Origin of the sequence: Mucilaginibacter sp. 22184, from assembly GCF_052045695.1 — a bacterium.
Classification (GTDB): Bacteria; Bacteroidota; Bacteroidia; order Sphingobacteriales; family Sphingobacteriaceae; genus Mucilaginibacter.
Genome location: NZ_JBQEPI010000005.1, coordinates 284,270 through 309,234 on the forward strand (window position 1 = coordinate 284,270; position 24,965 = coordinate 309,234).

The following is a 24,965-nucleotide window of genomic DNA, read 5'->3' on the forward strand; positions in this document are numbered from 1 at the left end:
AAACGCCTTAAAACTCCGCTTTACGAATAATCCTGCATTCCAACTATTTATACGTTTAGCCGTAAAAGCTTATAAGCTTTTACCAAAACAAATTTGCGTTTCACTTTCTTTATGTTTTATTTGCAAAAAAATAACTGCTTAAATGGCCAAAAACCTACTCATAGTTGAATCTCCGGCGAAAGCCAAAACCATCGAAGGATATCTTGGGAAAGACTTTACGGTTAAATCGAGCTATGGTCATATCCGTGACCTGATAAAGTCTGAAGACGCAATAGATATTGCTAATAACTTCACCCAGAAATATGAAGTACCGGCCGATAAAAAGCAAGTTGTCAGCGAATTAAAGAAATTAGCTAAAGAAGCCGAAATGGTTTGGCTCGCATCGGACGAGGACCGCGAGGGTGAAGCCATATCCTGGCATTTATTTGAAACACTGGGTTTAAAAGATGCCACAACCAAGCGCATTGTTTTTCATGAGATAACCAAGCCAGCTATTTTAAAAGCTATTGATACACCACGTAAAATTGATTACAACCTGGTTAATGCCCAGCAAGCCCGTCGTGTATTGGACAGATTGGTGGGTTTTGAGCTCTCCCCCGTTTTATGGAAAAAAGTAAAACCTTCTTTGTCTGCTGGTCGCGTACAATCTGTAGCTGTAAGGCTTATCGTTGATCGCGAAAGAGAGATCAATAAGTTTAAGTCAGAAGCTGCTTTTAAAATAGTAGCCATATTTGGTAAAGGTAAAGAAGCATTTAAAGCCGAACTTCCCGAACGTTTTAGCCAGCAGGAAGATGCCGAAAAGTTCCTGGCTGATTGTATCGCGGCCGATTTTGATGTTCGGTCGTTAGAAACGAAACCGGCAAAACGCTCACCCGCGGCGCCGTTCACAACCTCTACGTTACAACAGGAAGCCAGCAGAAAATTGGGCTATTCGGTAGCCCGTACCATGCAGGTTGCTCAAAAGCTATACGAATCAGGTAATATTACCTATATGCGTACCGACTCGGTTAACTTGTCAGAAACCGCTTTGAATGCTGCTCAGCAAGAGATCGTTTCGGCTTATGGTGAAAAATATCACCAGCACCGTAAATATAAAACCAAAAATGCCAGTGCCCAGGAAGCGCACGAGGCAATAAGGCCAACTTATTTTAATAATCATACCATTGATGGCGATTCATCCGAAAAACGCTTGTATGAGCTGATCTGGAAACGCGCTATTGCTTCGCAGATGAGTGAGGCGCAGTTTGAAAAAACAACCGCGAAGATCAGCATCTCCAGCCGCAAAGAAGAACTGACCGCCAATGGCGAAGTAATGAAGTTTGATGGTTTCCTGAAAGTGTATCTGGAATCGGAAGACGAGGAAGATGATACACAACAGGATGGTGAGAACGCTATGCTTCCGCCATTAACAAAAGGCCAGCGCTTGGCATTACAGGAAATGTCGGCAACCGAACGTTTCTCTCGTCCACCAGCACGTTATACAGAGGCCAGTTTAGTTAAAAAGCTGGAAGAGTTAGGTATCGGTCGTCCATCAACGTACGCCCCTACTATTTCAACTATCCAGAACCGTGGTTATGTGGTTAAGGAAGAGCGTGAAGGAAAAACACGCAACTTCAGGGTATTGACATTAAAGGGCGATGCGATCCTAAAAGAGAATAAAACAGAAAATACAGGCGCAGAACGAGGCAAACTTTTCCCTACCGATATTGGTGCTGTAGTGAATGATTTTCTGGTTCAGTATTTTAAAGGTATTGTTGATTTTAACTTTACGGCAAGCGTTGAAAAACAATTTGATGAAATAGCACAGGGTTTAAAGGAATGGACAGACATGCTCCATGATTTTTATAACCCTTTTCATAAAGAAGTTCAAAGCACCATTGAAACCGCAGATAAAGCTACCGGTGAGCGTGAATTAGGCGTGCATCCGGAAAGTGGCAAAAAAATATCCGTACGCATCGGTCGTTACGGCCCCTTTGTACAGGTAGGTGACAGTGCTACGGAAGAAAACGAAGAAAAGCCACTTTACGCGAGTTTAAGAAATGGCCAGAGTATAGAAACTATCAGCCTTGATGAAGCACTGGAGTTGTTTAAATTACCAAAAGTTGTTGGTGAGTATGAAGGCAAGGTGATGAAAGTGGCTATCGGTCGTTTCGGGCCTTATATCAGCCATAACAGTGCGTTTGTTTCTTTACCCAAGGAAATTGATCCACTGGACGTTACCGAAGGACAGGCCATAGAACTGATCAATGCCAAACGTAAAAAAGATGCCGAGAAACTGATCAAATCTTTTGACGAAGATCCCGAGGTTAAGGTGCTTAATGGCCGTTGGGGCCCTTATATTGAATTTGGAAAGCTCAATGTGAAGATCCCCAAGGATAAAGATCCATTGACGCTTACCTACGAAGATTGCAAGGCCCTGGCTGATGCTACACCGAAAGATGCAAAAAAAGGGCGTTTTGGTAAAGCGTCGGCAGCAAAACCGGCGGCTAAAGCACCGGCAAAGAAAAAAGCGGCAGCAAAAAAGAAATAATTTAGTGAATGGTTTATTACGTTGATTAAGTGAATAGTTTTTTTATCATTTTATTTAACTACTCACCTAATCAACCATTCACCCAATAAACTAAACATGATAAAAGACCTCCCCGAAAATAACGTACAGGATATTGCAGTTGCGGTTGCCTTGGAAAGTGAGAATATAGAAAGCAAAGTATGGTATGTATATCTCATCAACCTCAAGAATGAGCCTATTGAAAATGTGCTGGTTACATCCAAAGGTTATGGTGAAAAGGACGGTGTACAGGTAAAAACGTCAACACTAAGACACATGTTCCCGGAAGTTCCCGGGCAGGCATTTAAGCTTATTGAACCCATTGACGAACAAACCTTTGGCCTTAATAATGAGTATTGGCTCAGTTATTATATTGGTAAAAACATCTACGATAAAAAATTCATTTTTTTGCCCGAAAGTATAGTCGAAATGAATTTCATCAAGCTGCCGGTTTTGAATAAACCAGGTGTTATGATACGATAATCCTGCATAAAATAAGTTTCCGTTTAAATTATTTATTCTCATAAATTTCATAATTTACATGACCATAAATAAACCTATTCCATGGAGAACGGATATACCAGATTCCGCAGGCGTAAAAGCATCATTACCTTAGGTGCATCACTTGCACTCATCTTATTAGTTGTTTACATAATTGCTATCGGTCGTAAAAAAACGACTGTAGATCCTGCATTTAGTAAATATATTGAATCATATACTACCGGGGTTATCTCAAAAGAAAGCACCATTCGCATTCGTTTGGCCGGGCAAGTACAGGTTACCCATCAACAAAATGAACAACTAAGCGATGGTCTTTTTGATCTCTCGCCCTCTGTAAAAGGTAAAGCCCATTGGGTCGACGCACGTACTATTGAATTTAAGCCTACTGATAAACTTGATCCCGAAAAAACATACACGGTAGATTTTGATCTGGGTAAATTGATCGAGGTACCACATCAGTTTGACCATTTCAAGTTCGGTTTTCAGGTAGTGAAACCCGACTTTAACGTAAGTTTTGCTGGTTTAACAACCGCCACAAATACCTCTATCGATGAAATGAAACTGGATGGTACCATTCAGACTGCTGATACAGAAGATCCGGCCCTTGTTGAAAAATTGGTAACGGTTAATTATGAATTTCCTGTTAAAATAAGCTGGGAACATAATACGGGAACCAAAGCTCATCATTTTAAAATAACAGGATTAAAAAGACAGGCGAATAAGGTAACTGCAGTCACTATCAATTGGGATGGCGGTAGCCTTAATGTTGATAAAAAAGGTAACCAACATTTTGATGTGCCGGCGATAGGCGATTTCAGAGTATTGGATATACGCGCCGTACAGGATAATGATCAATATGTATTGGTGCAATTTTCCGATAATATATTGGTTGGACAGGAGTTGAATGGTTTGATAGGTATCAATAACATTACCGACCCAGCTTATACCATTGACGGTAGTACCGTGAAAGTTTATTCGCCCGAGAGTCTTCAGGGTAATTACAGCATTTTTGTAAATGAGGGTATTGAAAATATATCACACAAAAAAATCACGAAAACCTATACTGCCAGTGTGTTTTTTGAGAACAGGCTACCGGATATAACCATACCTGGCAAAGGTGTTATCCTCCCCGATTCCGGAAAATTAATGATGCCTTTTGAGGCCGTGAATCTGAATGCTGTTGATGTTAGCATCATTAAAATATATGAAAGCAACGTACCCCAGTATTTTCAGAGCAATGGCTTTGATGGAGGGCAGGAACTACGCCAGGTAGGTAAACCTATAGTTCAAAAAACCATCAGGCTTGATAATGATAAAGCACTTAATCTGAATAAGAAGAATCGCTTTGTGCTGGATCTCGACCAGATGATCCGCACAGAACCAGGTGCGATCTACCGTGTCGTGATCGGTTTCAGGAAAGAATACTCTTTGTATAACTGTAGTGTCCCATCAGCAGGCGTAAAAAGTAATAGCAGCGACGAAGATGTATATAACGAAAGCGAATATTACAACGATAATAGCAAGGTAAACGACGAGGATGACGACTTTTGGTCGCGGTATGATAATTTTTATCCTGAAGGTTATAACTGGCAGGACAGGGACAATCCTTGTACCCCATCCTACTTCACCAAAGAGCGTTGGGCAACGCGCAACATTATAGCATCAAACATTGGCCTTATTGCTAAACGCGGCACTAACAATAGCATGCTGGTGGCGGTAACCGATATTTTAAGCGCCCAGCCTATGAGTGGCGTGGATATGGAATTACTGGATTATCAAAAACAAGTGATTTACAAAACCACATCGGGTGGAGATGGTATAGTAAAGTTTGATCTTAAACGTAAACCTTATTTGCTGGTGGCTAAAAAAGGCGCTCAACGTGGTTACCTGAAACTGGATGATGGTAGTTCCCTCCCACTCGCCCGTTTTAATGTAGGTGGCGAAGAGATTCAAAGCGGCCTTAAAGGTTTTATTTATGGCGACCGTGGTGTATGGCGTCCTGGCGACTCCATATATACATCCTTTATACTGGAAGATAAACTAAAAACATTGCCGCCAGATCATCCGGTTCAGTTTGAGTTATATGATCCCAATGGCAAGTTATACAAACGTATTACCAAAACAACTGCTTTGGATGGTTTTTACAGTTTCCATACCGCTACAGAAACCTCCTCGCCTACCGGCAACTGGACAGCCAAGGTAAAAGTTGGCGGCGCTTTGTTTGAAAAGAAGATCAAGGTAGAGACCATTATGCCTAACCGAATGAAGCTAAGTCTTTCATTTGGCGGAGCTGCGGAGCTAACCAAAGGCAATAATGCCAATGGCAAGCTAAGTGCGCAATGGTTGTTTGGAGGGGCTGCACAAAACCTCAAAGCCAAGGTCGACGCGTTTTTAACGCCGCAAACCACCAGCTTCAAAAAATACGAAGATTATGTTTTTGACGATCCGACACTGGCCTTTAATACACAAACTCAAACTGTATTTGATGGCAAACTCAGTGCCGATGGTGTGGCAAATGTAGATGCCAATATCAACGTAGAAAAACAGGCCCCGGGACAGTTAAGGGCCAATTTCCTGGTTAAAGTATTTGAGCCGGGAGGAAATTTCAGCATACAGCAAACAACATTACCCTATAACGTATACTCAGGCTATGTAGGCATAAAAACACCCCAGGGCAGCGAGCTTTCGGGGATGTTGGTTACGGATAAGGATCACCAGATTGATATTGCGGATGTAGATGTACACGGTAACGCGCTGGCCGGTACCCGTACTGTGCAGTTGGAACTGTACAAAGTACAATGGCGTTGGTGGTGGGATCAAACCGGCAATGAGACAAGCAACTTTACGCAGGATAAATATAATAAACTCATCAAAGCTGCATCCGTGCAGGTTACCAATGGACATGGTAAATGGACGTTACGTGTACCTAAAGCCGATTGGGGCCGTTACCTGGTCAAGGTGAAGGATGAGCAAACCGGACACTCTACCGGAAAATTCATTTATATGGACTGGCCAAACTGGTCGGAAAGGTTACAGCAAACCAACCCTACCGAAGCAGCTATGCTATCGTTCACATCCGACAAAACCAGCTATAACGTTGGCGAGCAGGCCACGTTAACTATACCAACCGCAGCTGCTGGTCGCGCATTGATCAGCTTTGAAAATGGCAGCAAGGTTTTAAGAACCACTTGGATAGATACTAAAAAAGGGCAAACTCAGTATCGATTTACGGTTGATGAAACCATGGCCCCGAATGTATTTGTGAATGTTACTTTATTACAAAGACACTCGCAAACAGTTAACGATCTGCCAATCCGTATGTATGGCGCTATTCCCTTACAGGTTGATAACCCGGAAACCATCCTGAAACCGGTGATCAGTATGCCCGATAAGATCCGCCCCGAAACACAGTCGGCTATTACCGTATCCGAGGCATCTGGCAAGGAAATGACCTATACCATTGCCATTGTTGATGAGGGTTTACTGGATATCACCAATTATAAAACGCCTAACCCACATGAAGCATTTTATGCCCGGGAGGCACTGGGCGTAAAAACTTGGGATCTGTTTGATTATGTGATAGGCGCGTTCGGCGGCGGTTTGGAACGAATTTTAAGCATCGGTGGTGATGGAAACCTGGGCACCAACAAAAACGTATCTGTAAACCGTTTTAAGCCTGTTGTAAAATTCCTTGGGCCATTTCACCTTGGCAAAGGCGAAAAGCAAACCACACCCTTTAAACTGCCTCAATACGTAGGTTCTGTTAAGGCTATGGTAATTGCCGGGCACGATGGCAGCTATGGCTTTGCTGACAAGGCTGTAGCCGTGAAAAAACCATTGATGATATTGGCCACATTACCGCGTGTACTTGGCCCTACAGAAAAAGTGCAGTTACCTGTTACTGTATTCGCGATGGAGCCTAACATTAAAACGGTTACCGTATCTGTTCAATCAAACGCGTTCAGTAATCTGGCTGGTAATAATTCCAAAACGATAACCTTTGCTAAAACAGGGGATCAGCTGGTTACGTTTGATTTGGATGTTAAGGATTTTGTAGGTGTAGGTAATGTAAAGATCATAGCCAAAAGTGGTTCAGAAACCGCTGCGTATGATGTGGAGCTGAATGTACGCAACCCTAATCCACCAGTAACCCGTGTATTGGAAAAGGAACTTAAACCGGGTGAGATCTGGAATACGGCATATCAGGCTATTGGTATCAGCGGTACCAATAAAAATACGCTCGAAATTGCATCTATTCCCTCTTTAAATCTGAGTAAGCGGCTTGATTACCTGATAGCTTACCCGCATGGTTGTGTAGAGCAAACCACATCTTCGGCGTTTCCGCAATTGTATTTGGGGCAACTGCTTGACCTCTCACCTATTCAAAAGGCTGAGGCCGAACGTAATATCAAAGCCACCATCAGCAGGCTCAATGGGTTCCAGATACAGGGCGGCGGATTGAGCTACTGGCCAGGCTATGGCGACGCTGACGAATGGGGAACCAACTATGCGGGCCATTTTATGCTGGCAGCCCAGGCTAAAGGTTACAGCATGCCTATTGGTTTTATTGAGCAGTGGAAAAAATATCAAAAGCAAAAAGCGCAAACCTGGGCTCCTGATCCGCATAAATTTTATGGCGATGATCTGAACCAGGCCTATCGTCTGTATCTGCTAGCCTTAGCTGGTGCTCCCGAATTAGGTGCTATGAACCGGCTCAGGGAGTTTAAATATATAAGTATCGAGGCCAGATGGCGCCTGGCAGCTGCTTATAAACTTGCCGGGCAACCCGAGGCGGGTTTACGGATGATCACTAATTTGCCAACTACCATAAAACCATATTATACGATGTATGGAACTTATGGATCCGATCTGCGTGATGAGGCGATGATCCTGGAAACACTTACCCTATTGGGTCAACAGCAAAAAGCAGCCGGATTATTACGTACTGTTGCTTCGAGATTATCCCAGGATGATTGGTATAGTACGCAAACCACAGCTTACTCACTTATTGCCATTGCGCAATATTGTGGACAAAACAAAGCAGGCAGTAAGCTTACTTTTAGCTATGACGGCGGGGTATCAAAAGGCAATATCAGTTCGGCTTCCTATATGTGGCAGGCAGCTTTAGCCGTCAACGATGGGAAAGTAATGGTTAAGAACAATGGTAGCAACAAGCTATATATAAGATTGATACAAAAAGGCCAGCCATCATCCGGGCTTGCTGTAAAAACCTTTATTGACCCGCAGGTGATGGAAATGAGAGTGGGTTATTTTACCATGAATGGTAAGCCTATTGATCCTACAACCTTAAAACAAGGCACCGACTTTGTGGCCCAGGTAAATATCAAAAATCCGGGCAGACGTGGCAGATATGATAACCTGGCCCTTACGCAGATATTCCCGTCGGGTTGGGAAATATTAAACAGCCGGATGCTGAATAACGATGAGGTATTCAAATCATCTCCATCTGACTATCGAGATGTACGGGACGACAGGGTAAACACTTATTTTAGTTTGGTTGAGGGTAAAGAAGTAACCTATTATGTAATGCTGAATGCGGCTTACGCGGGACATTACTATTTACCCGCAGTATATTGCGAGGCTATGTACAACAACTCCATCAATAGCTTGATCAAAGGACAATGGGTTGATGTGGTAAAATAAGTTGGATTAACTGTTGAGTTGCCCGTAAATTGAAATTTAACCGATAATGTTTATGCAAAAAGTGGGTTTACACTTTTTTTGATAAAATTAATTAACTAATTGATTATCAATAATATAAGTCAGTTTTAACCATAAAATATGTAAATCATGTAAACCCACTTTTTGGTTAATTGAGTCAATCCAACCCAAGGCTTTACATCAAATTTTCGATTGAGTATCCTGATAGATCAAATAAAAAAGAGGCTGATCATGATTGATGATACAGCCTCTTTTTTATAAAGGGTGGTTTTCCTTATAAGGAAAATAACTTATATGCCAATGCAAGGCTAAAAACGTTTACCCGTGTATGAGAATTATCGTTGCCATAGGCAATCTTATTTAAACCACCTTCGTAGCGCAAATCAACTGAAAAACTGCTGATATCTACACCGGCACCTATCTGAAAACCATAGTTGGCACTTTTATAATCTAAATGGGTTGCTTTGTTGGCAGCATCATCAATACTTTGATCCTTATTAACAGCAAACGAAACTACCGGGCCACCATAAAACCGGCCACCCAAGCCAAATGCACCGATTTTACCACCTAATAATAAAGGCACATCGATACTGGTGAATTTAGCCGTATTTTCATTGTTCTGATCGTCTTTTACTTTGATGTTTTTACCGGTAACATAAAGTTCTGGCTGAAAATTAAAGCCCAAACCGCCTACCCTTGCCCAGACACCCGCCAGGTAACCCGCACGGTTACTATTATTAAAAACGCCGTTTGACGGGAATGCAGTGTAATTTAAACCGCCCTTTACACCAAAGGAAAAGTTCGGTATTATCTGGGCAGAGGCCATACCGATAGTGAATAAGCAGATACTTAAAGTTAAGATAATTGTTTTTTTCATGTTTGAGCGTTGTTTTTAAGGTGAAGCGATCTAAATTAAAGCTGCTTTAAAATAACAGTTTTATAATTAGCAATATCCGGCGTATAATGTTTTATAATTTTACACAAAACGTTATACGCCGGATATCAGGATTTAAAATCTGAGAATAAAAGTATAAATTTTTTACAGAATCACTGTAATTCAATTTACCAGGACAGGCGTCCCATATAATAATCAAGCACTTTGTTATAGATATAGCAATCGTACCGGGCGTTAATGAGATTGATGTTGGCCTTATCAAAGTTATTTTTGGCTACCACAAAATCAACTGATGTAAGTACTCCTGCATTGAAACGGATCTCGGCTGTTCTGAATGATTCTTTGTATGCTTTAACCTGCTCCACTAATACATTGTACCTGTTATAAGCCAGCGTCATGTTCACATAAGCTTGTTCAACATTCTGACGCAATACATTCTTAGTGTTTTCCTCAATATATTTTGATTCCTGCAGATCAATTTTAGCAAGCTTCACCTTATTTCTGTTTTGGAAATAATTTAAAATCGGCACTGTTAATCTAACACCAAACTGTGTACTATAGTTATTTTTAAACTGATCATAATAACCTATGTTTTGATAACTGTTTTTATACTGCGTTGCATAAACTGGACTTTCGCCTCCTGTGGGAGTCTTAACAAACTGCTTGGTTTGCACAATAGAGGAATCGATAACTGTAGAATTTTGTGCGGCGCTTGAATAGTTTGTGGTTATTCCTCCAAATAGGGAAACAGTGGGTGATAAAGCCCCTTTGGCTACTTTTACTCCCCTTTCGGCACTTTGCCGTCTTAGTTCGGCTGCCTTTATATAAGCCAGCTGTTGTAAAGCGGTATTAAATATCTGATCGGCATTTTCACTTGTTTGTTTAGCAACATCCTGTACGCTTATAGGTTCCAGTTTAATGTTTCTGTTATAAGGAATGTTTAATATCTGCATCAGGTTTAATTTTGATGCTTCCAGGTTATTTTTAGTAGTTACCAAATTAAGTTCATTATCACCATAAGTACCTTTTAAATCATACAAATCAGAAGGTAGTTTATTAGCACCATCTTTTTCCAGTATTTCCAATCTTTCAACTTGCTTTTTGGATACATCAAGCTGATTATAGGCCTGGGCTAATAACTCGGTATTATCCAAAACCAAAAGATAAGCGGTTATCACGTTAATAGTAACCTGGTCCTTGGCCTGTTGAAAATCCATTTTACCAGCCTGGTAAGCTAATGAGGTTTGTTTAATAGCATTCAGATTTTGCAAGCCGCTGAACAGGGTTAAGCCGGCGTTTAAGTTGTAATTACCCGATGTATATGATTGAGTTACATAACTGTTTGTAAATACGTTGATACTACGCCCGCTGTTAAGACTATGATCAACCTGGCCGTTTAATGTTGGCAGCAAATTATCTTTAGCCTGTTTATAATTCACGCCCAGACGCTGCATTTGAAGGTCATTTTGTTGTACTACCAGGTTGTTTTTTATAGCAATATCTATGCATTGCCTTATGGTAGTTAATGTATCTGTTTGAGCGTGTACATTGATGGCTGATAACACCATTAAACCGAAAAATATAAATTTAAAGTATCGCATTATGATATGATCAGAGTTGTTTTGATGATTCGATTTTACCATCTAAAAGGTTAATGATACGCGAACCGTATTCAGCATTTTTTTCAGAATGCGTTACCTGGATAATAGTAACTCCATCTTCTTTATTTAGCTTACGGAATAGCTCCATGATCTCCTCTCCTTGTTTGGAATTCAGGTTGCCGGTAGGCTCATCTGCCAGCAGCAATTTGGGTTTGGCTATCAGTGCACGGGCTATACCCACCAATTGTTGCTGTCCACCAGATAATTGTGCCGGAAAAAGATCTTTTTTGCCCACAATGTTGAAGCGATCCAATATGTCGGCCACCATGGCTTTGCGCTCAGCGCCTTTGAAATCCTGATAAATTAGCGGTGTTTCGATATTTTCATAAACGGTAAGCTCATCAATCAAGTGGTAAGCCTGAAAAACAAAGCCAATATATTGTTTATATAAAGCGGAGCGCTGTTTTTCTTTCAACTGATGTACTGCATGACCGGCAAAGTAATGATAGCCTTCGGATGGTTCATCAAGCATACCGACGATATTAAGCAGCGATGATTTACCAGAACCCGATGGCCCCATGATGGATACAAACTCGCCCTCATCAATTTCAAGGCTAAGGTCATTAAGAACAAAATTTTTAAGTCCGCTTACCTGGTAATATTTCGAGATATGTTGGAGTGATAGCATTTTTAGTATTTATTTTGACTGGTGTATATTAGTTTTTGTTTAAAAATATCAATTCAATTCTGCCAATCAAGTATCAATAACATACCAAAATATTAATAACCTATAAATCAATTCATTATATCATATAAGCGCTATAAATACTGTTCGCTTATGTAACAGGAAGCGTACGGTTATGATACAATGAAAAAGCCGAAAGTTTAATTCAGAAGGCCAAAGGCCCTCTTTTAATAAACTTTCGACTTTTCGGTTATTCGCTTCTTAAACTTTTAACCGGATTAGCTATCGCTGCTTTGACGGCCTGAAAACTAATGGTTAAAAGTGTAATTATAATTGCCACAAATGCTGAGACAAGGAACACACCTGGCCCTATAGTTATCCGGTAATCATATTTCTGTAACCAATTTTGCAGGAGGTAATGCGCAATAGGCGAAGCTATTATACAACTAATGATAACTAACATTACGAAATCTTTGGATAGCAAAAACCATAGCTGGCTCACCGTAGCACCTAATACCTTACGTACACCTATTTCTTTTGTTCGTTGTTCTGCTATATAAGCTGCAAGCCCAAATAAGCCAAGACAGGAGATACATATAGCCAATGCGGCGAAAACACCAGATAGCTTACCTATTAATACTTCCTGACTAAATTTTTGATTATAATCATCATCAACAAATTTATAGGTGAAAGGATAGGCTGGATTATATTTAGCAAATATTGAACTGATTTTTTCAATTGCGCTATGCGGATTTACATTTGGAGCCAAACGATATATCAAATTATCTTGCGGATAAGTACTATAAACAAACATTGTCGGATCGGCTTTGGCAAACGGTGAAGTCATTAGAGCATCTTTCATCACCCCAATAATTTTCATTTTATTCCCATTATACTGTATTGGTTGACTTAGAGGTTCTTTTAATCTTAAGCGTTTAATAGCGGACTCATTAAACACCAGGTTTAAGGTATCTGCAGCAATACCTGTGTATTCCCTCCCTTGTTTAACTTGCATGCCCAGGGTTTTAAAATAATCACCTGTAATATAAACTACTCCCATTTCAATGGTCTCGCCGCCGAACTTGCCTGGCCACTGATCTATATTGTTGTGAAGGTAAATATCAGTAGCCGGACTGGAAGCTTGAGTGATACTTTGCACAGCACCGCTTTGTAGTAATTCGTCTTTTAATGCCTGATAATTTTTGCCCAGGTCGCTATTAGAACTAGTAGTCAGTAAACGATTAATATCGTATCCGGAGGGCCGGTTTTTGGCGTATTGAATCTGTCTGTAAATTACTATCGTACCTATGATCAGCGCTATTGAGCAGCTAAATTGCGTTACTACTAGTATTTTTCTTGAATAAGATGCTGAACGTCCTAGCTGTATTGTCCCTTTTAAAACTTTAACCGGATTAAACGATGACAGATAAAATGCGGGCTTACTGCCTGCAATAAGTGCGGTAAACAACACGCAACTGATCGTTATTAACCAAAATGGAGCGCTTTGGACAGGAATACCAATTGTTGTACCCGTAAGCGCATTAAAAGGTGTCAATGCTATTTGTACAAATAGTAATGAAAACAAAAATGCTATAAATGTAATTATGGTTGATTCTGTCAAAAATTGAAAAATCAGCTGCTTGCGTTGAGAGCCTATGGCCTTCCGGATACCAACTTCTCTGGCTCGTTTTTCAGATCGTGCAGTTGTTAGATTGATAAAGTTAATGCAGGCAATCAATAAAACCAAAACTCCAATTATACTAAAAATCCTTACATATTCAATAAATCCTCCGCTAGCCACCCCATTTTTCCAGCTGTTATACAGGTGCCAGTCGCGCATAGGGTGTAAAATAACTTCGGAGTTTTTAGCATTGATGTTATTTTCACCCTTTTCCATATTTTTTATCTTCGGAGCTAACTGACTATACGGAACCCCTGACTTTAGTTTCACATATATCAAAAAAGCATTAGCCCCAAAACTTTCGCTACGCGCCTGTTTTACATAAGCTTGAGTAGCTTCCATATAAGCAAAAGGTATCAGGTATTTGAATTGAAGAGACGAATTACCTGGCAAATCGTCAAGCACACCGGTTACCTTTAAATCATTCTTGTTATCAATCCGTACCGTTTTATTTATAACGTTAACAGAACCAAATAAGGCTATAGCAGTAGCTTTTGTTAACACTATAGAATATGGATCTTTCAGCGCGTCTTTCATATTTCCCTGTAACATGGGGTATTGAAACATTTTTAAAAAATCGCTGCCTACTTGCGAACCATTAAGATAAAACTTTTTTTCGCCTACCATTAAACCATGAGAGCCGTTGCCGTCAGTTTCGGCCGCGTATTCTATTTCTGGAAAATTGTTTCTAAGCGCGTCGGCAAGTTTTAAAGATGTACTGCTGAAAGTAAGTGTTTCACCATTGCTGTTAAAGTTGCGCCAAACCTGATAAAGTTGTCCATAATTCGGAAGAAACTTATCGTATGAATATTCATTATTTACCCAAAGGGCAATAAGTAACGCAACGGCCATTCCACCTGCAAGCCCTAAAATATTAATGGCGCTGTAAACCTTATTGTTTACTAAATTTCTCCAGGCTATTTTAAAATAATTTTTGATCATGATGCTTTAAATTGGAAAACTTTAATTGCAGCAAATTGCGCCTTACTCACTCCGTAAACTCTTAACAGGGTTAGCGGTCGCGGCAATAACCGATCGGTACCCTACAGTTATAGCAGCAATGATAAATGTTGATAGTATTGATGCCAGAAAAATACCAGGACCAATAGTTATGCGGTATTTAAAGTCCTGCAGGTAATTGTGCATAACCCACCAGGCAAGAGGTGCGGCAATTACAAAAGCTATAAGTAACAAATAAGTAAATTCTTTGCCAAACAACCATAAAATGTGCTGGGTATCTGCCCCCAATACCTTACGCACCCCTATTTCTTTGGTTTTTCGAACAGCCATAAAGGATACCAGGCCATATAATCCCAGGCAGCCAATTAGGATAGCTATACCAGCAAATGCCTCTACTAACTTTAACTGTATATTATCCATTTCATAAAATTTCCCAACGCTGTCATCAAGAAATTGATATGAATAGAGCTCCTCAGGAAAAGTGTCGTTCCATATTTTTTCAAGAGCGGGTAATGTTGTTTTAGCATTACGCATATTAATTTTAACGGCCAATGTAGAGTATGACCGATAGTCGGGCATGATACAAATGGGTGATATTTCAGTATGGAATGAATAATTGTAAAAATCTTTTACAACCCCGACTATAGGTGCAGTAACTGATCTTCCATCTACAGAAAGTGTTTTACCTATTACATCCTGTGGTTTAAGATTGAGCTTTTTTACAAAGGTTTCATTGACTAAAAACTCGCGCGTAGTATCGGAAGGGAAAAAGTTACGCCCGGCAACTAACTTTACCCCAAAGGTAGCAAGGAAATTTTCATCGCCCGGTTTTGTATTGATGCCCCAATGCTCATCTTCGGCCCTTTGATTAAAACGAACATCGGTACTGTTATTGGATTGCGCCGCAGGAGCCTTATAGCAATAGGATGTTTTTTCGACACCTTGCACTTCATTAATACGATTGCGCATGGTGCTCAATTTAACCTTATCATTTTTTGGTACAGGCAACAATACAACAGCATCTTTATTAAAACCCAGATCAGTGTTTTGAGAATAATGCAATTGCGAAACAATAATTATTGCGCCTATGATCAGTATCTGAGAAATAGAAAACTGAGTAACCACCAATATGCGGCGTAATGAAAATCCACCCACATGTTTTTGTGAAAGTTTGCTTTTAAGCGCCAGTATAGGCTGAAAACGTGCTAATACCAAACCTGGGTATGATCCGGATAAAAACACAACCAGTACGCTTATCAGAACAACAAAAGTCGTATACTGCGAAAGTTTAAAGGCCATCTGTGAGTGAAACAAATTATTTATTACCGGTAAGGCAAGGAATGATAAACCTATGGCTACTATAACAGCTACAAAAGTGATCAGAGCAGTTTCGGCAATAAATTGCCAAAATAATTGACGTGGAAGACTGCCCAATACTTTCCGCACGCCTATTTCTTTGGCTCGGTTCAATGCCTGCGCTGTGGCCAGGTTAACAAAGTTTACACATGCAGTAATGATCAGAAATAAGCCTATAAAAAATAAGGCCCACAGATACTTCTTGTCGGCATAACCGTCCAGATCGGCATTGAAGTGAATGTCCGAAAGAGGTTGCAGTTTAAACTTCCATACCTTTAAATCGCGCCCTTTATAATGCTTGCTTACAATATCGGCCATCGCATTATTGGCACTTGCCATAGTGGTAGATGGTTTTAATAAGGTAAATACTTCGCTTCCGCTAAAAACACCTCCCCAATTTTCTTCTCGCCGTTTATCGGTATATTCATCCATGTTGCCGTACGAAACATATACTTGTTGTTTACGGTCGGTATTGGCTGGCAGATCTTTTAGTACACCAGTAATGGTAAAGTTAACCTTATTATCCAGGCGGAAAACTTTTCCAATAGGATCAGTATCGCCAAAATACTTACGTGCTGTTTTTTCGGTCAATATCGCTTCGCCGGGTTTTACCAGGATTGTTTTTTTATCACCTTTTAAAAGGGGGAAATTTAAGATATTAAAAAATCCGGGCTCAGTAAATGCAACCCCATCTTCCTCATTAAATTTTTTAACCTGGTTGCCTTCGGTAAAACTGATCAGATTATCATGAAAGCTGATCACACGAGCTGTTTGCTCGGCCAACGCAAAATCGTTACGAAACGTTTTCCCTAAGGGCTGAGGCACTCCCTGCGACCGACCAATACCATCATCATGCCATTCTGTATACAATCGATAAATCCTGTCTGGATTTTTGTGGAAATTATCAAAGCTGAGATGATAACTAATCAGTGTAAAAATTAAAATACCGCAGGTGATACCTAAAGCCAGGCCTATTACACTGATAAACGCGTATGCCTTGTTACGTTTTAAATTACGCCAGGCAATTTTAATATAATTTTTGATCATAAAGGTTAAATTCTATATGCTGATTTTTAAATCTTACTTCAATAAATTATTACTCCCGGTTACTCGCTTCGTAAGCTTTTCACCGGGTTTGTTAGTGCCGCTTTTATCGCTTGAAAACTAATAGTTACTAAGGTGATAATTATGGCAGCTGATGCCGATAACAAGAATACACCGGGGCCTATAGTTATACGATAATCATACTTTTGTAGCCAGTTTTGTAAAAAGTAGAAGGCCACAGGCGATGCGATAACACAGCTTATACCTACCAGTAAGATAAAATCCTTTGATAACAACAGCCATACCTGGCTTACCGACGCGCCTAATACTTTACGGATACCTATTTCCTTTGTCCGTTGTTCTGCAACGTACGCGGCCAGGCCAAAGAGTCCCAGGCAGGAAATCAAAATAGCCAGACCGGCAAATATTCCAGCTAATTTCCCAACCAGTACTTCCAGATTAAATTTATGGTTGTATTCCTCGTCAACAAACTGGTATATATACGGATAAGCGGGATTATAGGAATCAAATATTTTTGTAAGTTTTTTGATAGCATCCTGTGTATTGGCGTTAGGCGACAAGCGATACATGACATTATTGGCTACATGCCCATGGCTGAAAATAGCTGGTTGAACCGGTGTAAAAGGCGATTCCATTAAGGCATCTTTTACTACTCCAATTACACGTACCGGAACAGAAGAGTTCCCATTCCAGGTGATTAATTGGTTTATTGGATTTTTTAAACCTATTCTTTTTACTGCGGCTTCATTAAGTATAACACTGGTTGAGTCTGCCGTCCAGCTATGGGTAAAATCCCTTCCTTCTTTCAGAGTCATCCCCAGGGTTTTAAAATAATCATTTGATACAAAAATAGCTGCGATGTTCACGGACTCTTCATTGGCGCTTTTGCCGGGCCATTTATCAAGTGACATATGACTGTATATACTGGTAACCGGGCTTGAAGCTGCTGCCACGCTTTCTACATATCCACTAGCCAGCAGATCATTTTTTAAAGCATCATATTTTGTATTCAGATCTCCGCTCATGTCGGTCATCATTAATCTGGCCGAATTATAACCGGTTGGCCTGTCCTTAGCGTGTTGTATCTGCTGGTATACGATAATCGTACTGATGATTAATGCGATAGAACAACTAAACTGGGTTACCACTAATATTTTACGAGGCAGGGATGCCGACTTGCCTTCCTTGATCGAACCTTTTAAAACCTTCACAGGGTTAAATGACGACAGATAAAATGCTGGTCTGCTGCCAGCTAATAAACCGGTCAACAGCACATACATCAACATAGCAATCCAAAATATTGGATTTGCATATGGTATACTAATAGCACTATTAACTAAGGAATTAAAATATGGCAAAGCCAATTGTACAAACAGTATTGAAAATAAAAAGGCAATAAAAGTAATGAGGATAGATTCGGCTAAAAACTGTATGATCAGGTCTTTGCGTTGCGAGCCTATTGCTTTACGTACACCAACTTCTCTTGCCCTTCGCTCGGAACGGGCGGTTGAAAGATTCATGAAATTGATACAAGCAATAAGTAAAACGAGGATCCCAATAATGCTAAACATCCTAACATAATCAATAAAACCACCAACAGCTTTACCGTTTTTAAAATCAGAGTACAGGTGCCAATCTTTTAAAGGATGCAGGATCACCTCAGGTTTTCCTGGTCGCATTTGAGGACTATGTTCATACACCAGGTTCTTGATCTTAGGTGCAATTTGTTCAAGGGTTACCCCTGTCTGTAACTCTACAAAAGCATTGAATGAGTTGTTTGTCCAGGTAGTGCGGGCCGTTTTCATCCAACCTTCTGTTTGCTCCTTAAAACTAAACGGAGTTAAAAAAGTGAACTGTTTGGTAGCGTTTTTAGGGATATCTTTTATTACACCAGTTACTTTTAAATTTTGTTGATTATCAATACGAATAAATTTATTGATAGGATCGGTATCACCAAATAAGGCCTTAGCTGTCGATTCATTTAAAATAATGGAGTAAGGGTCAGTCAAAGCATTATTCGCATTACCTTTTACAAAGGGGTATTGAAATATCTTTAAAAAGTCCGGAGCCGCGGCGCCACCATTCAGATATAGTTTTTTATCGCCAACCAATAAGGAATGCCATTGCCAGCCCACCCAATCTGTTTCGGCAACATACTTTATACCAGGTATGTCTTTTCGTAACACATCGGCCAAAGGTATAGCCAATGCTGTTTGTGTATGCTCCCCATCGTGTTGGGTGGTGAAATTTAACTGAACCTGGTATAATTGCTTATAATTGGGCAAGAATTTATCATAGGAGTATTCATTCACTACCCATAATCCAATAATCAGCGCAACCGCCATACCGGCTGCCAATCCTAATATGTTAATGGCGCTGTAAATTTTATTGTTGACGATATTTCGCCAGGCAATTTTCAGATAGTTCTTGATCATAATTTTTAAAATCTCTAAGTTTTAAACCTTAAATACGAAATCAGCTTATTCATTTCTCAAACTATCCACCGGATTGGATAATGCTGCTTTAATAGCCTGAAAACTAACGGTTGCCAACGCTATTAACATGGCCACTACCCCGGCTATCGCAAAAACCATCCAGTTTATAGTTATCCTGTACTGATAACCTTGCAGCCAATTGGTCAATGCCCACCAGGCTACCGGGAAAGCGATCAGGCAGGAAATACCCACCAGTTTTAAAAAATCTTTTGACAACAAACCTGTTAATCCGGCAACGGAAGCGCCCAACACCTTTCTGATCCCAATTTCTTTGATCCTCCGCTCTGCTGTATATGCTGCTAAACCAAATAATCCTAAGCACGATATGAAAATAGCAAGCGATGCAAATACGCCTGCAAGCTTTCCGGTTAATGTCTCTGTTTTAAACAGCTGGTCAAAATCGTCATCCATAAATTTGTACTCAAAAGGATAAGCCGGGTTATTAATCTTCATGACCGCTCCTACTTTCGCCAGCGCTTCTGATAAATTTACATTGCTTTTAATGCGTATGCTTAATACATTAGTTCCGGTTATCTTATTATATAATACAAGTGGTGTGCTCACAGCGTACATGTCATTATAGAGAAAGTCTTTTACTATACCCGCTATTTCAAACTCTTTTTTGCCTACATCTCTCAGAATCCCGCCTACACGACCCTCTTTGCCCATTTGCTTCGCCATGGCCTCATTAATAATTACGCTATTGCTATCCAAAGACGAATTGGTGTAAAAATCTCTGCCCGATAGCAGTTTCATACCCATAGTCTGAACAAATTGCGGACTTACATCCTCAAATGATATCAACGGGTTTTGTGACGGCGCTTTCCCCGTCCACGAATAATTATCAGTATTCTTCCATACCTGTATTACAGGAAAATCGCTTAATGAGGCATTCTCAACTACGCCACTTTGTTTAAGTTGCTGATAAACACTTTCAAAATGCTCAGTTAGTTTACCCTGGGTAGTTATGTAGATCAAATTACTTTTATTGTAACCCAAGTCTCTGTTTTTTACGTGCTGTATCTGCTGGTAAATAATAATGGTGCCAATAATGAGTATTATGGAGATAGAAAACTGAATGATCACCAAACTTTGCCTGATGAAACCAGCTCCTGCCGGTAGTTTTATATTTTTAAGTACAGTAACGGGATTGAACGAGGAAAGATAAAATGCCGGATAACTACCCGCCAGCAGGCCTGTAACGGCGCCTATCAGCAATAAATAAATAAGATGAATTGGTTCAAAAATATCAATAGCCAGCTCTTTTTGAACCAAATTATTAAATGAAGGTAATGCCACATATATAAGCCCAACAGCTATAAATACCGAGATAAACGACATTATAATAGCTTCGCCAATGAATTGGGCTATCAACTTTCCTTTACCCGCCCCCATTACTTTACGTACACCTACCTCTTTCGCCCGTTTCTCTGACCGGGCGGTTGAAAGGTTCATAAAGTTAATGCAGGCTATAATTAAAATAATGAAACCGATGATGGAGAATAAACGAACATATTCGATGCGGCCGCCATCCATTTTTCCGTTAGTGAAATTATTGTGCAAATTCCAATCGTTCATGCCAAAGAGAAAGCATTCGGTTTTGGTACCACTATTTTTACTGGTTAAGTAATGTTGTAATTTTTTATTAACTCCTGTAAGGTTTGCAGATGGTATCAATTCCACATAGGTAATTGCCCAGTTAGCACCCCAACTTTGCATCCAGGGAAATTTATGATCGATATTAGCTATTGGAGCCAGCCAATGAAATTGGAATGTTGAGTTTTTAGGCAGATCATTAAAAACACCGGTTACTGTGTACTCCTGTTCATTATTTATCTTCAATGTTTTACCCACAGCATCTGCAGTCCCGAAAAACTTTTTAGCCATCGTAGCATTAATAACAACGGAATGCAGCTCCTTGAATGCATTTGAAATATCTCCGTTTACGAACGATAGCTTTAACATCGAAAATATTTCAGGATCGGCATAGCTACCATCTTCGGTTATAGCCTTTTCGCCCAGAGAAAATAAAAGTTGGTCTGATCCGGCTGTACGGGCAATGGCTTTTATTTCAGGGATTTCCATCTTCAATGCCTTAGCCATTGGGCCGGGTGTTGCAATAAAAGTGGACATTTTACCATCATAAGTCTGGTTCTCATAAATGGTATACAGATTATTTCGCTTTTCGAAATTATGGTTAAACGTTAATTCGTCCTGAACCCATAAAAATATAAGCGAAGCACAAGCTATACCCGTAGCTAAACCTGCGATATTTAAAAAACTATAAGCCCGGTTTTTAAGCAGGCTGCGAAGCGTGGTTTTAAAATAGTTACCTATCATGGCAATTGTTTTATGTTTATTCGTTCCTTAAACTTTTAACGGGGTTTACCAGAGCGGCCTTTAACGCCTTGTATCCTACCGTTAGCCAGGCTATCAAAACAGAAGCTGCAATAGCCAGGATGAATACCCAAATGCTTAATGATATCCGATAGGCAAAATTTTGCAGCCAACCCGTCATCAGGTACCAGGCTGTTGGCATTGCTATAACAAATGAAATGGCTATCAGCACCATGAATTCCTTAGAGAACAGATAAATAATGCTGCTTACCGATGCTCCCAATACTTTACGAATGCCAACCTCCTTGGTACGCTGAACAGCCATAAATGATACCAGGCCATATAAACCCAGGCATGATATAAAGATGGCTATGCCGGCAAATATTTTATAAACAAGGGCCATCTGATTTTCCTGCTTATAAAAATCGGCTATATTTTGATCGAGAAAATATCCGTTATAAGCATATTCAGGATAAGTGGTTTCCCACATTTTTTGAAGCTGTGCAACCGTTTTGCTCAAGTCATTAGTTTTGATCTTAATAGCCACCTGCGATTCATAAGCTTTCTGGGTAGATATAACAATGGGTTTTACAGTTTCACGAAGTGAATTAGTTTTAAAATCTTTAACTACACCGCTAATAGGTAATACAGGCCCTGTACCTAAGCGAACAGTTTTACCTATGGCATCCTGAGCATTCTGAATGCCAAGTTTATGGATAAAGGTTTCATTAACAACAATCTGCCTGGCTGTATCACCTACATCATATACCCTGCCTGCTGCAAAATGCAGTTCATAGGTTTTGAAATAATCGGCATCGCCAAATTTTAAAAAGGTACTAAAGCCAGGATCTTTAATAGAATGATTAAAATAAAAATTGGTGGCTGAATTATTTTCAGACGATGGAGCATCCGAAGAAAAACTTACCGACTCTACCTGTGCGTTTTGTAGTAAACGTTGTTTAAAAGAATCCATTTTATGCAGGCTCAGGCTGTCTGTGTATCCGGGTATTACCAGTACCGCATTTTTATTAAAGCCAAGATCGGCTTTGTTTACAAAATCCATTTGGCTTACCGCTACAATAGTACCGATAATGAGCAACTGCGATATAGCAAACTGAGCAACAACAAGGGCTCTGCGTAAAGGAATACCACCGATGGAGGCCGCAGTGATCTTGTTTTTTAAAGCTAACACTGGTTTAAAGCCAGATACGACCAAGGCCGGGTATATACCTGATAGCAGGATCACAGAAAACATTACTATTACCGAAAATACGATGTTATCAACAGTAAACAGCCCCATACTTTCGGGCACACTGGCAATGTGTTTTAAATAAGGCATAGCTATTTTTGCTACAATGAGCGCTAATAAGACCGAGCCGATAACAATTAAAGTGGTTTCACCTATAATTTGTATGATCAGTTGTTTACGGGTACTACCTAATACCTTGCGGATACCCACTTCTTTTGATCTGCCTACTGATTGAGCGGTTGACAGATTTATAAAGTTAATAGAAGCCATAACGATAATCAGTATGGCAATAAATGACAGCGTGTGTAGGGTAGCCATACTCATGATATGATCACCAATGGTATTGCCAAAGCGGGTATCAAAATGCAGCAGGGCTAATGGTTGCGCGAAAATAAGTTTACGCTTGGTGCCCGTTTCATAATGTTTTTTGGTAAAAGATATGAGTTGGTTATCTAAATTATTAATAGAGGTATTGGGAATCAACATGAATACCTGGTGATTACTGCTAATTGCACCCCACTCATTTTCGTAATAGTATTCTTTAGGGTGTTGTTTCCAGGTGATATATGATACCATTATCTTAAATGGGAAATCTGTATTCTCCGGTTGGTCTTCAGTAACACCAGCTATTTTAAGATCAATCAGGTTGTCCATTTTCAGGGTTTTACCTATGACGTTAGTCCAGTCGCCAAAATATTTCACCGCAGTGCTTTTGCTGATAACTACTGCATTAGGTTCGGTTAAAACAGAGGGCGATCCTGCAATCCATTTAAAACTGAAAATATCAAAAAATTGAGGCTCGATAAATACAACCCCTACGCTTTCCGTGAACTTTTTATCACCTGTGTTTTTCCCTGCACTCAGATCCCGAACCGTGAACTGACTGCCATAGCTGGAATTCAAAGCGGCTATTTTGGCTTGCGGAAGGTCAACCCGTAAAGCATCCGTGGCTGGAGCTGGCAAACCTGGAGTGTAACTAAACCCATCTTCATGGATTTGCTTAAGCACAATGTGGTAAATATTTTTAAAATTGGGTTGGCTTGCGTCAAAACTCATCTCGTAACGAATGATAATGAAGATCAGCAAACAGGCAGAAATACCCAATGTTAACCCGGCTATATTTATGGCAGAATACCCTTTATGACGAATGATGTTTCTCCAGGCTATCTTAAAATAGTTTTTTAGCATTTTCTATAATTTAATCAGCATTAGAGATTAAAACACATACCAAAACACAAAATAGCTGTATATCAATAAATTATACAATTATTTAAGAATAAAGTGTTCGTAAGTGTAACAACACCTGTACGATTATGATACAGTGAGTAGGAGCTAATTACTTGGCTGGAGGGATTACTTAAGTAGGTGTTTTACTTTTTTAGGATAACCGGTCAAGCATTAAGATAGTACCTGTTAAATTAATGTTACAAATTCAAAGAGGTTAATCAACCATTAAAGCACTTTCTCCAAGACTAAATATTTACCCTTTGTGCCGACAGAAAAAAAACCTAATCTTTTACACATGTTTAGTGCTTTTATATTATCTTCTTTTACCTCAGTGCAACATTTCCTAAATCCTTTAAGGACCAGGTCTTTCAAAGAAAACTCAACTAATCTTCTACCATATCCCATTCTCCACACCGAGGGAGAAACTATGAGCATAGATATAAACCCAATTTTGTTTACATGATCATTAGCATAATACGCTAAAAAACCTTGTAGAACATCTTGCTCAACCACAATAATAATGCAGGCCTTTTCAATAAGTTTATTAACGTAAGTATTTAAGTCATCAAGTTCAAATATGCCGCTGCCATCATTGATTAATTGACTCACTAAATCAAGAATTTTTTGTTTCATAAGGATGTAATTTATACGATGAAATTCGGTACAATAGCACAATCTATATG

Annotated in this window: 12 protein-coding genes; 3 read left to right on the top strand and 9 right to left on the bottom strand. The window is 39.8% G+C overall.

Annotated elements, in window-relative coordinates; all coding sequences use genetic code 11:
- The first annotated feature begins 142 nt into the window (after nucleotides 1-142).
- The 3 genes from topA to ACTJKG_RS13270 all read left to right on the top strand — a co-directional run bounded on the left by topA (nucleotide 143) and on the right by ACTJKG_RS13270 (nucleotide 8,713).
- Nucleotides 143-2,530, top strand: coding sequence for a type I DNA topoisomerase (topA, locus tag ACTJKG_RS13260; protein ID WP_440739477.1), 2,388 nt, complete (start codon nucleotides 143-145; stop codon nucleotides 2,528-2,530).
- A gap of 96 nt (nucleotides 2,531-2,626) precedes the next feature.
- Complete coding sequence (locus tag ACTJKG_RS13265; protein ID WP_172333563.1) at nucleotides 2,627-3,031, top strand: hypothetical protein; 405 nt, start codon at nucleotides 2,627-2,629, stop codon at nucleotides 3,029-3,031.
- A gap of 81 nt (nucleotides 3,032-3,112) precedes the next feature.
- Nucleotides 3,113-8,713, top strand: coding sequence for an alpha-2-macroglobulin family protein (locus ACTJKG_RS13270; RefSeq protein WP_440739478.1), 5,601 nt, complete (start codon nucleotides 3,113-3,115; stop codon nucleotides 8,711-8,713).
- Between the two features lie 292 nt (nucleotides 8,714-9,005).
- Here ACTJKG_RS13270 and ACTJKG_RS13275 read toward each other — a convergent pair whose 3' ends face one another.
- The 9 genes from ACTJKG_RS13275 to ACTJKG_RS13315 all read right to left on the bottom strand — a co-directional run bounded on the left by ACTJKG_RS13275 (nucleotide 9,006) and on the right by ACTJKG_RS13315 (nucleotide 24,915).
- Complete coding sequence (locus ACTJKG_RS13275; protein ID WP_172333565.1) at nucleotides 9,006-9,608, bottom strand: porin family protein; 603 nt, start codon at nucleotides 9,606-9,608, stop codon at nucleotides 9,006-9,008.
- A gap of 185 nt (nucleotides 9,609-9,793) precedes the next feature.
- Nucleotides 9,794-11,194, bottom strand: a complete 1,401-nt coding sequence (locus tag ACTJKG_RS13280) for a TolC family protein (RefSeq protein ID WP_440739479.1) — start codon at nucleotides 11,192-11,194, stop codon at nucleotides 9,794-9,796.
- Nucleotides 11,195-11,237: 43 nt separating this feature from the next.
- Nucleotides 11,238-11,915, bottom strand: coding sequence for an ABC transporter ATP-binding protein (locus ACTJKG_RS13285; protein ID WP_172333567.1), 678 nt, complete (start codon nucleotides 11,913-11,915; stop codon nucleotides 11,238-11,240).
- 247 nt (nucleotides 11,916-12,162) lie between these two features.
- Nucleotides 12,163-14,535 carry an ABC transporter permease gene (locus ACTJKG_RS13290; RefSeq protein ID WP_440739480.1) on the bottom strand — a complete coding sequence of 791 codons (2,373 nt, stop codon included), beginning with the start codon at nucleotides 14,533-14,535 and terminating at the stop codon, nucleotides 12,163-12,165.
- A 42-nt stretch (nucleotides 14,536-14,577) separates the two neighbouring features.
- Nucleotides 14,578-16,956 (bottom strand): ABC transporter permease, encoded by a 2,379-nt coding sequence (locus ACTJKG_RS13295; RefSeq protein WP_172333569.1) that lies wholly within the window; start codon nucleotides 16,954-16,956, stop codon nucleotides 14,578-14,580.
- Between the two features lie 59 nt (nucleotides 16,957-17,015).
- Complete coding sequence (locus tag ACTJKG_RS13300; RefSeq protein ID WP_440739481.1) at nucleotides 17,016-19,409, bottom strand: ABC transporter permease; 2,394 nt, start codon at nucleotides 19,407-19,409, stop codon at nucleotides 17,016-17,018.
- Between the two features lie 45 nt (nucleotides 19,410-19,454).
- Nucleotides 19,455-21,809 (bottom strand): ABC transporter permease, encoded by a 2,355-nt coding sequence (locus tag ACTJKG_RS13305; RefSeq protein ID WP_440739482.1) that lies wholly within the window; start codon nucleotides 21,807-21,809, stop codon nucleotides 19,455-19,457.
- A 16-nt stretch (nucleotides 21,810-21,825) separates the two neighbouring features.
- The gene (locus tag ACTJKG_RS13310) at nucleotides 21,826-24,243 is read right to left on the bottom strand and encodes an ABC transporter permease (RefSeq protein WP_440739483.1); all 2,418 of its coding nucleotides are present in this window, start codon (nucleotides 24,241-24,243) and stop codon (nucleotides 21,826-21,828) included.
- A gap of 264 nt (nucleotides 24,244-24,507) precedes the next feature.
- On the bottom strand, nucleotides 24,508-24,915 hold the full coding sequence (locus tag ACTJKG_RS13315) for a GNAT family N-acetyltransferase (RefSeq protein ID WP_172333573.1): 408 nt from the start codon (nucleotides 24,913-24,915) through the stop codon (nucleotides 24,508-24,510).
- Nucleotides 24,916-24,965: the final 50 nt, after the last annotated feature.

Coding starts and splice junctions, on each gene's coding strand:
- ACTJKG_RS13275 (WP_172333565.1), bottom strand. CDS start 9,608: ATGAAAAAAACAATTATCTTAACTTTAAGTATCTGCTTATTCACTATC.
- ACTJKG_RS13265 (WP_172333563.1), top strand. CDS start 2,627: ATGATAAAAGACCTCCCCGAAAATAACGTACAGGATATTGCAGTTGCG.
- ACTJKG_RS13290 (WP_440739480.1), bottom strand. CDS start 14,535: ATGATCAAAAATTATTTTAAAATAGCCTGGAGAAATTTAGTAAACAAT.
- ACTJKG_RS13285 (WP_172333567.1), bottom strand. CDS start 11,915: ATGCTATCACTCCAACATATCTCGAAATATTACCAGGTAAGCGGACTT.
- ACTJKG_RS13280 (WP_440739479.1), bottom strand. CDS start 11,194: ATGGTGTTATCAGCCATCAATGTACACGCTCAAACAGATACATTAACT.
- topA (WP_440739477.1), top strand. CDS start 143: ATGGCCAAAAACCTACTCATAGTTGAATCTCCGGCGAAAGCCAAAACC.
- ACTJKG_RS13305 (WP_440739482.1), bottom strand. CDS start 21,809: ATGATAGGTAACTATTTTAAAACCACGCTTCGCAGCCTGCTTAAAAAC.
- ACTJKG_RS13300 (WP_440739481.1), bottom strand. CDS start 19,409: ATGATCAAGAACTATCTGAAAATTGCCTGGCGAAATATCGTCAACAAT.
- ACTJKG_RS13270 (WP_440739478.1), top strand. CDS start 3,113: ATGGAGAACGGATATACCAGATTCCGCAGGCGTAAAAGCATCATTACC.
- ACTJKG_RS13295 (WP_172333569.1), bottom strand. CDS start 16,956: ATGATCAAAAATTATATTAAAATTGCCTGGCGTAATTTAAAACGTAAC.
- ACTJKG_RS13310 (WP_440739483.1), bottom strand. CDS start 24,243: ATGCTAAAAAACTATTTTAAGATAGCCTGGAGAAACATCATTCGTCAT.
- ACTJKG_RS13315 (WP_172333573.1), bottom strand. CDS start 24,915: ATGAAACAAAAAATTCTTGATTTAGTGAGTCAATTAATCAATGATGGC.